The 14,511-nt window shown below is 72.2% G+C and carries 12 protein-coding genes and 1 CRISPR repeat array; all 12 genes read right to left on the bottom strand.

The genetic code is table 11. The features are described from left to right. Window positions 1-25: 25 nt before the first annotated feature. Window positions 26-601: direct repeats of the CRISPR family, unit length 29 nt; unit sequence GTCGGCCCCGCGCTCGCGGGGGTTGCTCC. 243 nt (window positions 602-844) lie between these two features. The 12 genes from AE652_RS02135 to AE652_RS02195 all read right to left on the bottom strand — a co-directional run bounded on the left by AE652_RS02135 (window position 845) and on the right by AE652_RS02195 (window position 14,426). Further along, window positions 845-1,240 carry a hypothetical protein gene (locus AE652_RS02135; RefSeq protein ID WP_159028320.1) on the bottom strand — a complete coding sequence of 132 codons (396 nt, stop codon included), beginning with the start codon at window positions 1,238-1,240 and terminating at the stop codon, window positions 845-847. A 561-nt stretch (window positions 1,241-1,801) separates the two neighbouring features. Then, a complete protein-coding gene (locus AE652_RS02145) occupies window positions 1,802-1,993 on the bottom strand; it encodes a hypothetical protein (RefSeq protein ID WP_049649345.1) in 192 nt (63 codons plus the stop codon). A gap of 458 nt (window positions 1,994-2,451) precedes the next feature. Continuing rightward, complete coding sequence (locus AE652_RS02150; RefSeq protein WP_049649346.1) at window positions 2,452-3,630, bottom strand: helix-turn-helix domain-containing protein; 1,179 nt, start codon at window positions 3,628-3,630, stop codon at window positions 2,452-2,454. Between the two features lie 98 nt (window positions 3,631-3,728). After that, window positions 3,729-4,355, bottom strand: coding sequence for an HAD family hydrolase (locus tag AE652_RS02155; protein ID WP_049649347.1), 627 nt, complete (start codon window positions 4,353-4,355; stop codon window positions 3,729-3,731). A 450-nt stretch (window positions 4,356-4,805) separates the two neighbouring features. Then, on the bottom strand, window positions 4,806-5,084 hold the full coding sequence (gene cas2e, locus AE652_RS02160; protein ID WP_049649348.1) for a type I-E CRISPR-associated endoribonuclease Cas2e: 279 nt from the start codon (window positions 5,082-5,084) through the stop codon (window positions 4,806-4,808). After that, window positions 5,081-6,100: a type I-E CRISPR-associated endonuclease Cas1e gene (gene cas1e, locus AE652_RS02165; protein WP_049649349.1), complete on the bottom strand. Its 1,020-nt coding sequence runs from the start codon at window positions 6,098-6,100 to the stop codon at window positions 5,081-5,083. Before cas1e ends, cas2e begins: the two co-directional genes overlap by 4 nt. 3 nt (window positions 6,101-6,103) lie before the next feature. Beyond that, a complete protein-coding gene (gene cas6e, locus AE652_RS02170) occupies window positions 6,104-6,877 on the bottom strand; it encodes a type I-E CRISPR-associated protein Cas6/Cse3/CasE (protein WP_049649350.1) in 774 nt (257 codons plus the stop codon). Window positions 6,878-6,881: 4 nt separating this feature from the next. Continuing rightward, on the bottom strand, window positions 6,882-7,736 hold the full coding sequence (gene cas5e, locus AE652_RS02175) for a type I-E CRISPR-associated protein Cas5/CasD (protein WP_049649351.1): 855 nt from the start codon (window positions 7,734-7,736) through the stop codon (window positions 6,882-6,884). Continuing rightward, window positions 7,736-8,878 (bottom strand): type I-E CRISPR-associated protein Cas7/Cse4/CasC, encoded by a 1,143-nt coding sequence (cas7e, locus tag AE652_RS02180; protein ID WP_049649352.1) that lies wholly within the window; start codon window positions 8,876-8,878, stop codon window positions 7,736-7,738. Before cas7e ends, cas5e begins: the two co-directional genes overlap by 1 nt. 77 nt (window positions 8,879-8,955) lie before the next feature. Then, the gene (gene casB, locus AE652_RS02185) at window positions 8,956-9,558 is read right to left on the bottom strand and encodes a type I-E CRISPR-associated protein Cse2/CasB (RefSeq protein ID WP_049649353.1); all 603 of its coding nucleotides are present in this window, start codon (window positions 9,556-9,558) and stop codon (window positions 8,956-8,958) included. Next, window positions 9,548-11,278, bottom strand: coding sequence for a type I-E CRISPR-associated protein Cse1/CasA (casA, locus tag AE652_RS02190; RefSeq protein ID WP_082345168.1), 1,731 nt, complete (start codon window positions 11,276-11,278; stop codon window positions 9,548-9,550). The genes casB and casA overlap by 11 nt, the downstream gene beginning before the upstream one ends. 232 nt (window positions 11,279-11,510) lie before the next feature. Beyond that, window positions 11,511-14,426, bottom strand: coding sequence for a CRISPR-associated helicase/endonuclease Cas3 (locus AE652_RS02195; RefSeq protein WP_053111936.1), 2,916 nt, complete (start codon window positions 14,424-14,426; stop codon window positions 11,511-11,513). Window positions 14,427-14,511 lie beyond the last annotated feature (85 nt).

The following is a 14,511-nucleotide window of genomic DNA, read 5'->3' on the forward strand; positions in this document are numbered from 1 at the left end:
CTGGCTGGACGAGCAGCTCCAGCGGGTCGGCCCCGCGCTCGCGGGGATTGCTCCTACGTCGCCGGCGACCGTCAGGGCTGACCGACGTCGGCCCCGCGCTCGCGGGGGTTGCTCCCGACCGAGATCCGGGGAGAGCACCTGCTCGCCGTCGGCCCCGCGCTCGCGGGGGTTGCTCCCCCCGAGCACCCCGATGCACCCCCTCCCCGACGTCGGCCCCGCGCTCGCGGGGGTTGCTCCCGAGCTCGTGAAGTCCTACTACCCTCTCGATCGTCGGCCCCGCGCTCGCGGGGGTTGCTCCGCCCGTCCAGCCCCGGGTGACGCGGGGCCACTGTCGGCCCCGCGCTCGCGGGGGTTGCTCCTCCGACGGAGCGTGGATGTGGGCAATGCCACCGTCGGCCCCGCGCTCGCGGGAGTTGCTCCGACCTGGACCAGGTGGGCGGTCCGGCTCTGGTCGGCCCCGCGCTCGCGGGGGTTGCTCCTCGGGACGGTGGTGCCCGGTCAGGCCCGGGCGGTCGGCCCCGCGCTCGCGGGGGTTGCTCTCCGCCAGTTCATCGACCATGGATCCGGCCTGCGTCGGCCCCGCGCTAGCGGGAGTTACTCCACAGCACCCACGCTCGCCGACCAAGAGCGGCGCCTGGTCAATGGTGAGCGGGCCCGGACTGCGGCCGACGAAGTACGGTTGGCGGACCGGCTACAGGTACAGCCGGTGTCCTCGATCGTCGGGATCATCTCGGGCTGCTGGCCGCGCTGGTGGCTGTCCTCGCTGGGCTCCGCCTCTGAACTACCACGCCCCCGCTCGGCTTCGGCCGGGCGAGGGCGCGTTCGTCGTGTGGTCGGTCGGCAGCTAACCGAACGGCAACGTCGCGGTGCTGCGGGCGGTCAGGGTACGCGAGTAGTCGGCTGCCGAGGCCGTCAGGGCCCGGTAGTTGATCACCGGGTCACCTGCGGCGACCAGGGCGGTGGCGCACCCCAGGCACCACGGCCGAGGGGGGTCCACGTCCAGGTCCTCGATGACTGCATCCGCTGTGCAGCACTCGGCGCAGATCGGCATGCTGCCGCCCTCCTGCTCGCTCAGGCCCAGGTCGAGCCGCACTGGGTGCAGCCCCACCGGCCGTCCATGGTCTGGTAGGTGGCGCCCGACCCGCACACCGGGCTGGTCGCCGTGCGGCAGGTTACCGGGCTGCAGGGTGCCCTGGTCCGGGTTCTGCTTCTCGGGGCGGTCGGGCAGGGCTGCACTCATGACGCACTCTGTGGGCACCCCGGATGGAGGCGTCCCGTACGCGGCACGGATCGCCCCGGGGCGGCTGCCGACACCAGAGCGCCGGGCCCGGTACGGCCCGGACTGCACGCGCATGTGACACCACCTCGGCGATCATCGCCACACGGTCGCAGCCTTGACGTTCACCGAGCAGGTCGCCCCGGAGGAGGTCCGCCGGCCAGCCCTGCGGGCAGTGACTGCAGACCTCCTGTACTCGGATCAGGGGAGGCGTCCGGCTGGCAGTGGGCCACCTCGGAGGTGTACGCCGTGATATCCCTCAGGACCGGGCCCCTGACCCATGTCCAGCAGCCAGTGCACAACCCCCACTCATCCTGTGCCCCGCCAGGCATCCCACCGACGGCGCTCACTCGTTGCCCTCGTTGATCACCATGGCTGCGGCAACCGCTCGGAGCCAGAGCTCCTGGCCGGCGTGGACGGGAACGTTGCCCCCCGAGTACAGGGTCCGCCGCCCGTCCCTCCGTACGGCCCGGGCCTGGTCGAGTTCTGCGGTGATCCAGGCAGAGGACGCATCCGCGTCGCCGGTCACCACTTCGCCTCCGCGTCTCGCTTCAGGCACCCGACGTGGTCGGCGATCCAGTCGTAGAGGCTCGCGCCGAGTTGCCCGTCGTAGGTACCGAGGCCGTACTGGCCGCAGGTGCGGCAGTGACCGCACACCCGTTCGCGAGGGTCGGCCGGGGCTTGGGTGTCGATCTGGCTCTGTGTCTGCTCCGTCACCGGTTCTCCATAATGCGCTCCCGCGCGTCCGCGGCGGCGGGGCACGGCCACGGCAGGCCGCAGCGGGGGCAGCCGCCGGCGACGGACCGGTGCTCGTCTCGCCGCGTCCGGGCCCAGGTCGCGTCCGCGTCGCCCGGGGGCGCCGCGCGGGGCGGACGACGAGCGGCTGCGGGCTGAACGGTGGGCAGGTGGAAGGTCACTGCTCCTCCATGCAGCTCAGGTGCGCAACTACGGCCCAGCCGAGCGGAGCCGAGGTAGCACTGGTCGGGGTGTAGACGTGACCGGCCGCGATCAGCGGCGGCTCAGGGGAGCCGCACCGTACGCACGCCTCGCCATGGAGACGTGCAGGGCTGATCGTGGCCGGGTCCACAGCGATCTCGTTCGGTGTCCCTGTCACACGGACCACGATCCCCGGCCACTGCCCCCAGAAGTGCCACAACCTGTGGCACCCCGGCTCCCTACACGGCCCGCGCCCACCGGGCCAGCGCCATCACCCGGGCATCGCGTCCGCGAGTCAGCCGGACCATCGTCGCCAGCTCGGTCCGTACCTGCCCGTGCTCGCGGACGTGCTGCGGCGCAATCTGCCGGGCCACCAGGAGGCTATCGGCAGCGTGCTGCGGTCGGCCCAGCTGTACCTGGGCCCTTCCGAGGTCGATGTAGTAGTGAGAGCGGCGCTCAGCAGGCAGGTCCCACGGCGGCGCCCACCGTGTCGCGGCATCCACTGCCTCCCGCAGATCACCCGGCTCACCCAACTCCACCGCCACCGCCAGGCGGTGGATCTCCAGGCTGTCCGGACCCACGGCGGTGCCGTCGTACAGCTGCTCCCTCACCCGGGAGGCCAGCGCCTCGGCATCCCTCAGGTGCTCCCGGGCATCGTCGGGCCGCCGCATGCGGCCGGCCACCACCGCGGCCCGCATGTGCAGGGCCGCTGCGGCAGCCATGAGCGGCTCCGTACTGAGCGGTGGCACCCGATCGATGGCGGCCCTGAGCGACCGCAGGCCGGGGTCGAGCTGGTTGGCAGAAAAGAAGGTTTCCATGCGAACGTAGGCAGCTGCGGCTTCAAGGGCGGGATCAGCGGCCAGCGCGGCAGCCCACCGCATCAGTTCGACCAGCCTGGCCGACAGATCACGGTACCCGTACTTGTAGGCCACCGCGTCCGCTGACCGAATGGCCAGCGCGAGGCAACGGGCGGCCTGGGCGCGGTCGGCGGCGAGTGCCTGATCGACCGCACGGAACAGCTCCGCCAGCAGGCCCGGCACGTCCTCAGCGAGCCGGGCGTACTGCGACTGCACCCGGTCCTCGACCGCTCGGTCGACGGCCGCCGCCAGCTCCGGAAGGGGGCGGACCGGGCCGTCCTCTGGCAGGTCGTACGCGGCGATCGCGCGCTGCAGTGCAGGGACGGCCGCGTGCACTCTGCTGTCGGTACGGCCGGGGCCGTCCAGGAGCTCCTCCGGGGTGCGGCCGAGTGCGTGGGCCAGTGCCTCCAGGATGCCGTCGCCTGGCCACCGTTCGGCGCGCTCGACCTTGCGGATGGTGCTGTACGAGACGCCGGACAGCGCTTCCAGTTGACGACGCGTCAATTTCGCTGCGTGCCGCGCTGTTTCGATCCGCAGGCCCAGGGCGGTGATTTCGGGCACAGAGTGGCTCCGTTCCGTGGTCGCACTCGGAACGGTACCGGCACCCCTCCGGCGCCGGACCGGATCGCCTCGGCGGGCACGCCGCCGAGGCGGTTCTGCTACTGGCCGATCAGCGCGTCGGCCAGCTCGGTCAGCGAGTTGACCGTCCAGTCTGCGGCAGGCGCACTGGTCGTGAGCCCGATCGGACCGCGGCGAAGGTGCGCGGTCCGAAGGCCGACCGCCCGGGCCGGAGTGATGTCGTTCGCCGGGTGATCACCGACGTACACGATCCCGTCAGGCTCACCAGGCGCCCACTCGATCACCCGCTCGAAGAACTCCGGCGAGGGCTTGGAAACGCCCCACTCGGCAGAGGTGGCGATGGCATCCGCCGGCAGGTCAAGGCCGCGCAGCAGATCCGACACCACCGAGTTCTGGTTACCCGCGATGCCCACCCACAGCCCAGCCTCGCGCAGTCGGGCCAGCGCAGGACGGACGTCCGCGTACAGGTCTGACTCGTCGAGATAGTCCCCCTGTCCGGCCGCCTGCCGGTCCCGCCACTCGGCGGCCACATCCACGCCCGGCCTGATGATCCGGATCGCGTCGGCGTTATCGCGGCCCTCGGCCAGCACGGACCCGACCAGCGCGGACATCGTGTGAGTGGGGACGCCGAGCCACCGGGCCCAATCACCCCAGTACCTGGTGTCGCTGGTCAGGGTCTCGCCAATGTCGAACACCACGGAACGCATATCCGCAGCCTATCGACCCGTTCTCGCCGCCGTCGTGAAGTGCGGCTCGATCGCGCCCGGGATCCACGCTCGCGTCGAGGCGGGCAGGTCCTGCGCGACTATCGCCATGCGACTTGAGGTGCATGGCGAGGGCTGGTGACAGATCGGTCATATCTCCTACAACTACAACAAACCGCCACCTCATGGCCTTTCCGAAGGAAAGCCGAGAGGTGGCGCGATGGGAGCCATCCCCGCGTGTGCGGGGCCGACGCCAGGCCGGTTTTAATCATCTGCCCGGCGGCAGAGCCATCCCCGCACGTGCGGGGCCGACAACAGCTCCCGGCCGAAGCGCTCCGTCTCCGGGGAGCTATCCCCGCACGTGCGGGGCCGACGACTGCCCGGCCGTTTACCTTGGCAAGGTTCCGGAGCTATCCCCGCACGTGCGGGGCCGACACTTCTTGACCTGCGGGTCTATCGGCGGGAGCGGGCCGAGAGGATCAGTCCGTCGAAGTCGACGGGCTTCCAGCGGTCCTTGCCTGCGGTGCGGGCGGTCCAGCCTTGTTCGTTGGTGGCGGGCTCTACGAGGACGGCTTGGCCGTCGCCGATGCGGGTGGCGAGGAGGTCCCAGAGGCGGTCGCGGATGCGGCGGCTGGGGGTGCCGACGAAGACACCGGCGCTGACTTCGACCATCCAGCGGGTGAGGTGGCCGCGGAGGCCTTCGGGGGCGGCGATGAGGAGGATGACGGTCATGGGCTGCTCGTGTCCCGAGTGAACTCCGGGCCGATGATGGCCAGGTGGTCGTCGCCCATGCCCGGGTCGGAGGCGGCGGGGACCGGCGGGCCTTCGGTGCCGGCCCAGTTGACGCCGCCTTGGACGGTGCCGACGCGTTCGTCCCAGAGTTCGTTCTCGACGTCGGGCATCTCGGTGCCCTCCGGGCTGAGGAGGGTCTTGACGTCGTTCACGATGCGGCCCAGCAGCTTGTCCTGGGCGATGCGGTCGCGCAGGCCGAGGCGGGCGTCGCGTTCCTCGGTGTGGCCCTGCTGGGCGAGGTCGAAGGCGAGGGGGATCGTGTACTCGGCCTTGTAGAGGTCGGCGATGTCGAGGACGAACGAGGTGGCCAGGCCGGTGTGGACGAAGCCGAGTCCGGGGCTGGCGCCCAGGCCGGTGATGACCGCGTGGCAGATCCCGTAGAGCGCGGCGTTGGCCGCCGACAGGAGGCGGTTGAGGTCGTCGCCCGCGGCGTACGCGTCGCCGGCCTTGTAGACCCGCCCGTTCCAGGGGACGCCGGTTCGGCGGGCTTCGGCCTGGTAGAGCTTGCGGATGCGGGCGCCCTCGCGGCCGCGCAGTTGCTGCATGGTGGCGGTGCTGACGTCCTCGCCGGGGAACCGCATGCGGTACATGGTCCGGGCGACGGCCAGGCGTTCCTTCGTCCGACTCACCAGCCAGGCCTGCCGGTTGAGGAGGGCCGCGCCGCGGCTGGGGCCGAGGCCGGCGGCGTACATGCGCACGCCCTGCTCGCCGACCCAGCACACGGTGGTGCCGGAGTCGGCGAGGAGGTTGACGGCGCCGTGGGTGATGCGGGTGCCCGGGCCGAGGAGCATGACGGCGACCATCGCCGCCGGGACCCGGACGGTCTCGCGATTGTTGATGACGACGACGGCGTTCTCGTCGCGGTCGATGTGGCTGCGCTCGACGTAGACGCTGGAGACCCGGTCGGCGAGGCGGTGCAGGTCGTGGGGGTGGGCTTTCCACCAGATGTCGGCCATCGGTCAGCGGGCTCCGGCGGGCAGCGGCGCGAGGGTGAGCAGGCCGCAGCCGTAGGCCTTGGACGGGCCGATGCCGCCGAGGAGCGCCGTCTGCAGGAGGCCGGGGTCGCTGATGCGCAGGCGGCCTTCGAAGGTGGCGGTGGTGAGGGTGACCGCGGTGCGGGTGCCGGGTTTGGTGAAGCTGCTGCGGCTGCGGTCGGTGATCCGCACCTCACGGGCGGGCCGCGCGTCGGCGGGGGCGTCGGAGTCCGACGGTTCGAGGCCCGGTGCCGGGTGGTCGGTGCGGGCCTCGGGGACGGTGAAGCCCCAGCGCTCGGTGCGGTCCAGGAACCAGGCGAGCTGCTGGGCGGCGGTGCGGTGGGCCAAGCGGTAGGAGCGGTGGTGGAGTTCGGCGGCGCTCTTGGTGTGGTGAGCGCTGGGCTTCTCGGGCTTGGAGGTGTTCTGGACGGGGCTGGCCTTGAGGCGGAAGGCGAACTCGCGGCCGACGGCGAGTTGGCCGAGCAGCGGGCTGTAGTCGCGGATCGCGTAGTGCTCGCCGTCGGCGTCCGGCCATCCCGCTTGTTCGACGATGTGGGTCCAGTCCGGCTTGGAGGGGGTGAGGACCAGCAGCATCGGGCGGCGCGGGTGGTCGGCGTCCAGGCGCCACAGGATCCGGTCGCCGGGCTCGGTGTCGGGGATGCCGGCCGTCACGGCGCCGTGCAGGGCGCGGGGGTTGGCGAGCAGGGTGCGGCTGGCGGCGCGCAGCGGGTTGATGCGGACGCGGGAGAGGTAGGTCATCGGGTCACCAGCCCAGCAGGGCGAACGGGTCGTGGCCGGCGGAGGCGGCGGACGGTTGCGCGGTCGTGGTGGACGGGGCGAGGCCGGTGGGGACGGTGAGCCACGCGTGGCGGATCCGCCGGGTGGAGAAGCCGCGTTCGCGGGGGTCGAAGGAGCGCGGGACGTCCTGGAGGGTGTCGTCGCCCGACGGGTCGTCGAAGGTCGCGGCCAGGTCGATCCGGTGCGGCGAGAACGGCTCCGCGGCTCGCTCGGCCCGCCGCCGGTAGGCGCTCTTGGCCGCGTCGCCCGCCTGCCAGGGCTCGTCGGCGAGGACGTCCTCCAGGGTGCCGTCGAGCACGGCGCCGAGGGCGAGCGGCTGGGTGGGCACGCAGGAGCGCCGGCCGAGGGCGAGTGGGAAGGCGGGGCGGCGGATCGCCTCGGCGAGCGTCTCGACGAGGGCGGCCGGGCCCTGGACGGCGGCGACGAACACCGCGTCCTGGAGGTAGTAGCGGTGGGTGACGTGGGTGTCCTTGGCCGGGGAGGTCGGCTTCTGCAGGCCCTTGGCGTTCACCCCGGCCTGCGGCAGCGGCCGGCCCCGGTAGTCGCTGACGGTGTGGTAGTCGCGCAGCAGGGTGCCGGGCTGGTCGATGCGCACGCCCAGGCGCAGGCCGACCAGGTCGGTGATGTCCGCTTCGCGCGGGCGGCCCGCGGCGGCCGCGAGCAGGCCGACGACACCGGACTTGGTCGGCTGGGGCCGGCTGTCGCGGCGGTTGAACGCGCTGCGGTCGCCCCAGGACTGGAGCGGCCCGGCGAGGCGCAGCACGAGGACCGCCTGCGCCTCGTCCTTCGGGACCGTCGTGGGGGTGGGGTCGGCGGGCATCAGTTGTCGTTCACCCGCTCGATGAGCGCGGTGCGCAGGCCCTCGCGCAGCTCGGGGAAGGTGCGGTTCGCGCCGAAGGCCTCCGCCAGCTGCTGCCCGGTCTCGTCGGCGTCGGCGGTGCCGAGGGTGTGGCAGATGCCGACGTACAGCGGGGTGTCGCCCCACTGCTCGGTGGCGGTGGCGAACTCCCCCGCGAGGCGGCGCGCGGACTCGGCGACGATGCCCCGGCTCGCCGGGACCGGGTTCTCGTACGCGGAGGCGAGGTTCACCGGCTGGTCGGCGCGCACGACGACGGCGACCAGGCTCGGGCGGGTGCGGTGGGCGAAGGAGTTGCCGTAACCGGTCGGCATCGAACGGGCGAAGGAGTCGACGAACAGGTCGACGGCGTCGACGGTGGCCTTGTCGTCGCCGAGGTTCTCCCGCAGCTGGTGCAGGCCGACGGTCGCATAGCGGTAGAGCGTGGCCGAGTTGAAGCCGATGGTGCCGATCATGCCGGCGCCCGTCTCGTCGGCCGCGTTCTCGTCGTCGACCGCCGTGTAGTAGTCGAACTCGAGCTCGGCGGCGTGGGTCGAGATCGCGTGCGCGACCTGCGTCGCGGCGTCCACGTTCAGCCCCGGGATGTCCGCGACCATGCGGCCGAAGAGCGCGACGTCGGCCGGGTGGCCCGTCTGCAGCTGCTCCTTGACCGGCAGGGCCTTGACCGCCTCGTCGAGGGCCTTGGCGTCGAGGGCGGCTAGGTCGGCGGCCGTGTCGGCGACGAGGGCGGCGATGGCGTCCAGCTGGCGGCGCCCGTAGAAGAGCAGGTAGGCGGTGTCGCCCTCCTTCTTGCCCGCGGAGATCCCGGTCGACTTGATCAGCGCGTCGGCGATCCGCTGCGCGTCCTCGGCGGCGAGGCCGGTGCGCTCGGCGATGGCCTTGGAGAGCTGGGCGGCGATCCGCTTGGTGCGGGTGGCGAGGTCCTGCCGGTCGCGGCTCTCGGCGAAGTGGATGCGGGTCGCGCGCTTCCAGGCCTGGGAGGAGACGCGGGAGCGGCGCTTGCCGCCGAAGTAGGCCTCCTTCGGGTTGCCGTTGTCGTCCCGGTTGAGGTTCGCCGGCGGGACGGTCTGCAGGATGTGCACGTCGATGTAGAGGCGGTCGGTCATGCGCTGCTCCTCGAAGGGTGGTGATCCGGGCGTAGGTCGGCGTGCGATTGGGCGGCGTGCGATCGGTCGGCGGGCGATCAGTCGGCGGGCGCCTTGTCCTTCCAAGCCTGGTAGCCGACGGCCCACTTGAGGCGGACCTGCGGGCGCCGGTCGGTGTGGTGCCAGGCCTGGATGTCGGCCATCAGGTGGTCGTAGTCCAGCGGCTGTCCGACGGTGCGCAGCTGGGTGACCAGGCCGCGCAGGTGGACCAGCAGCGCGGAGACGCTGGTGGCGCCGGCGAGTTGGGCGACGCGGGTGTCGAGCGCCTCCTCGCTGAACTTGCCGCTGCGGCGCAGCGCCCGCAGGGCCTCGCCGAGCTTGACGCCGCGGCGGTGCATCGGCCTGGACTGGCTCTGCTGGTGCAGGCCGTAGAGGGCGAGGGCGGCGTGCTCGGCCTTCTGCTCGTCGGAGACCTCGTCGCGCAGGGCGAGGACGTCGTTGACCTCGCAGCTGTAGAGCGGCCACATCTTGGGGCTGTCCATGACGGGGCGGCCGAGGCCGGAGCGCAGGGCCGCGAGGTCCTCGCCGGGGGGCCGGCGCGGCTGCTTGGTGCGGGGGTCGAGACGCCAGGTGTGGTCGGGGGCGGTGTGCTCGTCCCAGTACCGGCGCTGCTTGGCGGTGGTGGTGTGCTCAGTCGTCAAGGTCCGCTCCAGGGGCGGGATCGGGTTCGAGGGCGGGTCCGGTCCCGGCGGCGCGGGCGGCGGCCGCTTCCCGGACGGCGTCGGCGTACCGGGGCAGGATCTCGTCGAGCCGGTGCCGGAAGTTGGCGCCGGCGGTGCCGAGCTTGTAGGTCTGCGACTTGCCCGACTTGCCCGACGTGCCTGCCGGGGTGACGGTGCGGCCCGTGAAGGTGGTGGCCGGGGCGGCCAGCAGGAGTTCGTTCGCCGCGTCCCGTGCGCGGTGGTGGGCGACTTCCTCCCAGGCGAGCCTGCCCCGCTCCAGGACGTCGTCGTCGGCTCCGGCGTCGCGGACGCCGGCGAGCAGGCGGCGCACCAGGGGGTCGAGGGTGTGCAGGAGGAGGTCGCCGGGGCGCTGGCCCTTGTCCCAGGGGATGGGGTCGGCGCCGGCGGCCCGGCGCAGGTCGGCGGAGAGGTTGTTGACGGCCTTCGCGAGCTGCTCCGCCTGCTCGGCCACGTCCAGGAGGAGCTGGTGGGCCTCGCTGTCCTGGTGGAGGGCGAGCAAGGGCAGGGGGATGGCGTCGTGGATGACGTCCTCGACGATGGCGGACTGGGTGCCGTAGACCATGCCGAAGGTCTCGACCTGCAGCGGGTAGTCGGCGGGGAGCCGGCCGTCCTCCCGCAGGGCGCTGACCTCGTCGAGCAGGACGCTGGTCTCGAAGGCGCCGTCGGAGCTCTGGCGGGTGGGCGCGAGGAGGGCGTCCAGGCCGCGCCAGGCGGCCTTGCCCTGGGTGTGGCGGCGCGGCCTGCGCTCGGGCAGGGCGGCGGCGGACTTCTTGGCGGGCGCGGTGAACGTCCAGGCGGTGTGCGGCTCTTGCTCGGACATCGGCGTGAGCCGGTCACCGGCACTGACGACCACCCGCGCGACCCTCGGCCGACCGGTCTCGTCCTGGTGCGGGATGAGGCGGATCCGCCGCGCCTGCCACGTCCACAGGTCGAGGAGGCCCTCGGCTTTACGGGGCTTCCAGGCGGGTTCGTGCGGGCCGCGCATCCACTGCGGGACGCCGAGGACCTCGGGCGGGGTGATGGGGAGGTTCAGCAGGAGGGTCTCGTACAGGGTGCGCCCGATGGGGACGATGACGCCGAGCTGGCCGAGCGGGCCGGTCGGGTTGCCCGTGGTCTTGCCCGCCTTGACCTGGTCGTCACCGACGACGCCGGTCTTGATGGCGGCGGTGTCCCAGCAGTGGGCGTGCAGGAGCCAGTGGGCGGCCTGGGCCGGCGTCAGGTCGAGCGGGTCCGCGTCGCTGCGGTTGGCGAACAGCGGGACGTTGTTGCCGCTCGCCGCGGTCGCCACCAGGGCGGCGGAGCCCTTCGTCTCGTCCTTGGCGGTCCGCAGTCCGGCGACCTGCGCGAAGGGATCGACCGGGTCGAAGAGGTCGAACTTCGCATGGTGCTTGTCGAGGTAGATCCGGAGGCTGCCCAGCTCTGCCTTCGTGAACCCGCCCTTCCGGGTGAGCCGTTCGCCTTTCTCCGCGAAGTCCCGGGGTGTTCCGGTGGCGTGGGCGACGACGGGCAAGAGAACCTGGCGCAGGACGGCCGGCAGCTGGGTGGAGAACTCGACGACGAGGCACTCCAGTTCGTGGGCCCGGGCCAGGGCCTCGGCGATCCCCAGCTTCATGGGAGGCCCGCCGACGACGGGGCGCACCGCCAGCCATGGTTCGTCGACAAGGTTGTACCCAGGCACGCGCTGATCTCCCAACTGGCCCTGTTTAGCTTGTTGTTGATTCATCGTGGCACTGGTGGAGGACCGTTGGGGTGCGAATGCTTGAATTGCCCATCGGCCTCGCGAACTTCGTACGCGGGGATGGCTCCTGGCCGTGTTTCCGGCCTCGTGCCGACCGTATGTCGGCCCCGCGCTCGCGGGGTTGGGGGCGTGTGGGCGGGGCGGCATTGCGTCCGCTGCGCCCACACGGCCCCTACCGCCATGGTCTGCCTCCGCTCACCACGAGGCCGAGCAGGTCGTCGTAGCGCAGCCGGAAGTCACCGAGGACCGCTTCGCCCTGTCTGTCGAGCTCCAGGGCCAGGCTGTGGCGCAGCCAGGGATGGTCCCGCCAGCCCGACAGCGGCCCGAGCGCCTGCTCGGCCGCTTCGGTCAGCCTGGCGGGAAGGCGTACCGTGCCGGAGAGCACGTCGTCCACCACCTCGGCCGCGACCTCGCCGTTCGGGCCGAGGCTGCGGCCCGTCACTGCACGGAAGTCGTCCTCCCCGAGGCGGCGCACCAGGACGACCTCCGCGCTACGGTCCCCGTCCCGGACGAGCGCCTCGAACTGGCCCTCGGTGAGCTTGCTTCGGGTTCCGTAGTGGAGGCCGGCCAGGGTCTGCGAGCCGTGCTCCCCGGCGCGGGTGAGCAGGTATTCGCCAGCTGCATCGCGGCGCTCGTTCTGCCGTTTCTCCCATGCCTGCTGGGCATCGTCCTGCGCTTCGGTCCAGGAGGCGGGGACAAGGGCGTCGGTACCGTAGACCCGGGCAACCAGGTCCGGCACCCGGCCGGGGATGCTCCACGTGCCTCCGCCGGCTGTCGCCGCCCGCTCGACCTCGGCGGCCGTGCGCAGCAGGAGGTAGCGGCCGTAGATCCCCTCGGAGGCCCGCAGGATGTACGGCGCCTTGTCGTCGTCGAGGCCGATGCCGGTGACGACGACGGTGGGCCGGGACAGCGCGTGGGGGCGCTTGACGCCGTCGTGGCGATGGAGGCGGCCGATGCGCTGGAGGAGCAGGTCCATGGGCGCGAGATCGGTGATCAGCAGGTCGGCGTCGACGTCGAAGGACTGCTCCGCGAGTTGGGTGGCGACGACGATCAGCCTGTCGGGGCGGTCGGATCCTTCTCTCGGCGGGCCGAGGAGTTCCAGCACCTCCTGGGTCCGGTCGGCCCGGTGGCCGGCGTGCAGGCGGGCGTGCAGGAGCCGCACGTCGGCGCCGTACTCCTTGTGGAGGGCGTCGAACGTGGCCTGAGCGCGGGCCACGGTGTTACGGATGATCAGCACGCATCCGCCGTCGGCGAGCCGCTCCCGCAGGTAGTCGGTTACGGCGGCGTCCGCCGGCCCGGCGCCGTCGTCCGCGGCCCGGGCATCCGTCTCCGCCGGCTGCTCGTGGAGCACTTCGACCCGTACCTGGAGATCGTGGCGCCACGACTCGGTGCTCTCCACGAGAAACTCCGGCTGCCCGTCCCGCCCCGGCCAGACCACCGTCACGCTCGGATAGCCCTGCGGCTCTGGAAGCTCCGGCGCCGCCGGGGCCTCCGCGGACTGCGTGCCGGCCAGGTAGGCGGCGGCCAGATCACGCCGCTGCTCGGGCGGCAGAGTCGCCGAGAGCAGCACCACCGGCACGCCGGCCTGTCCGAGCCACCACAGGCCCTCCAGCAGGAACTGCGACATGTAGACGTCGGCGGCATGGACCTCGTCGAGGATCACGACCTTGCCCATCAGGCCGGCCGTACGCAGCATCACGTGCTTGGTGCGGGTCGCGGCGTACAGGAGCTGGTCGATGGTGCCGACCGCGAACGGGCTCAGCAGACCTCGGCGACGGCCCAGGAACCACTCGGCGGGGACCCTGCGCTCCCCGCCCTCGCAGCCGTCGAAGCAGTCGGTCGACATCCCGAACTCGTCTTCCCCCACGGACGAGAAGTAGGAGTCGGCGTCCTGCCCCCACTCACCGGTGCCCTCCAGGAGGGCGCGCCACTGCTTGTTGACCATACGCTTGCCGTGCAGCAGCGCGACCTGGTCCTCCAGGCCGTCGCCGACCTCGCGCAGCCACGACCGGACCTGGGTGAACATCGGGTCTGCGGTCGCCTGGGTCGGCATGCCCAGGAACACTCCGTCCGCGCCGTGCCGCGCGGCCATCAGCTCGGCCGCCGCCAGCGCCGCCTTCGTCTTCCCCTCCCCCATCGGAGCCTCGACGATCACCAGGCCCGGCCCGCCCATCCGGCGCACCACGTCAAGGACCAACTCCTGCGAAGGCCTGGGCCCGTGGCCGAAACGGTCCCGGAACGCCTCCGGACCGGGCACCGGGAGCGTTCCCCACCCACCGCGCAGGCCGAGTTGCGCCCACGCTGCCGTGGCCCGCTGCCGCGCCTGCGGCATCGTTACCGCCGCCAGGTCCGGCACTCCCTGGAAGTGCCGCTCGTCGCTGGCGATCCAGTCCGCCATCACCACGAAGCCGGACAGCTGGAGCTGCACCGCTCGGCTCGGCACCTCCAGAGGTTCGACGGCGGCAAGCGGCGCGTCGCCCTCGTAGCCGAGCTCCCGGGAGAAGACCTCCACCAGCGCCGACTGCGCGAGCTTCCAGGGCCGACTGTTTCCCTGCAGCCTCTCGTTCCTCTTCGGCGGGCTCAGCTGCCCCAGGGTCGGGATCAGACCGTGGTGGCCTGCGACCAGCGGCCAGACCCAACCGACCTGCTCCTTCGACCACGTCGCTTCGGTGAGCAGCGCCCTCAACACGCGGGCACCGGCTTTGTCGTGCCGCCAGGACACCCCCTTCACCGCGTACTTGTCCCAGCTCAGGCCCGCCTGGCGGACCGCGGCCTCGCCAGCGGGGTCGAGGCACTGGAACACCGGGGTGGCCTTGCCGCAGTCATGGATCCCGCACAGCCAGGCGAACAGCCGTCGCCCCTTGCCCGGCCCGCCCGCGACGGCGTCCAGACGCCGCCGCGTCACCGGCGGCAGGTATCGGTCCCAGACGATCTCCGCCACCGCCGCCGTGTCCAGCATGTGCGACAGCAGGAGGTTGACCGTCCCTCCGGCCCTGCCAGCGGACTTGCCCCACAGGGCGCCCAACCAGCCCTCCACCTCAGGCGGGTACCACTGCCAGCGGTCATCGACCATCGCCTCGACCTCCATGTCCGAGTACGCTTCGGAGCCTAGGTCGAGGCACTGACAATCCACCCTGGATTCACGAAGAGACAACGATCGGCGCATGAGGTCT

It is taken from the genome of Kitasatospora sp. MY 5-36 (genome assembly GCF_001182915.1).
Lineage (GTDB): Bacteria > Actinomycetota > Actinomycetes > Streptomycetales > Streptomycetaceae > Kitasatospora.

Bases quoted from the DNA above. Each gene is read 5' to 3' on its own strand.
- AE652_RS02135 (WP_159028320.1), bottom strand. From the start codon at position 1,240: ATGAGTGCAGCCCTGCCCGACCGCCCCGAGAAGCAGAACCCGGACCAG.
- AE652_RS02155 (WP_049649347.1), bottom strand. From the start codon at position 4,355: ATGCGTTCCGTGGTGTTCGACATTGGCGAGACCCTGACCAGCGACACC.
- cas2e (WP_049649348.1), bottom strand. From the start codon at position 5,084: ATGACCGTCATCCTCCTCATCGCCGCCCCCGAAGGCCTCCGCGGCCAC.
- cas1e (WP_049649349.1), bottom strand. From the start codon at position 6,100: ATGGCCGACATCTGGTGGAAAGCCCACCCCCACGACCTGCACCGCCTC.
- cas6e (WP_049649350.1), bottom strand. From the start codon at position 6,877: ATGACCTACCTCTCCCGCGTCCGCATCAACCCGCTGCGCGCCGCCAGC.
- cas5e (WP_049649351.1), bottom strand. From the start codon at position 7,736: ATGCCCGCCGACCCCACCCCCACGACGGTCCCGAAGGACGAGGCGCAG.
- cas7e (WP_049649352.1), bottom strand. From the start codon at position 8,878: ATGACCGACCGCCTCTACATCGACGTGCACATCCTGCAGACCGTCCCG.
- AE652_RS02195 (WP_053111936.1), bottom strand. From the start codon at position 14,426: ATGGAGGTCGAGGCGATGGTCGATGACCGCTGGCAGTGGTACCCGCCT.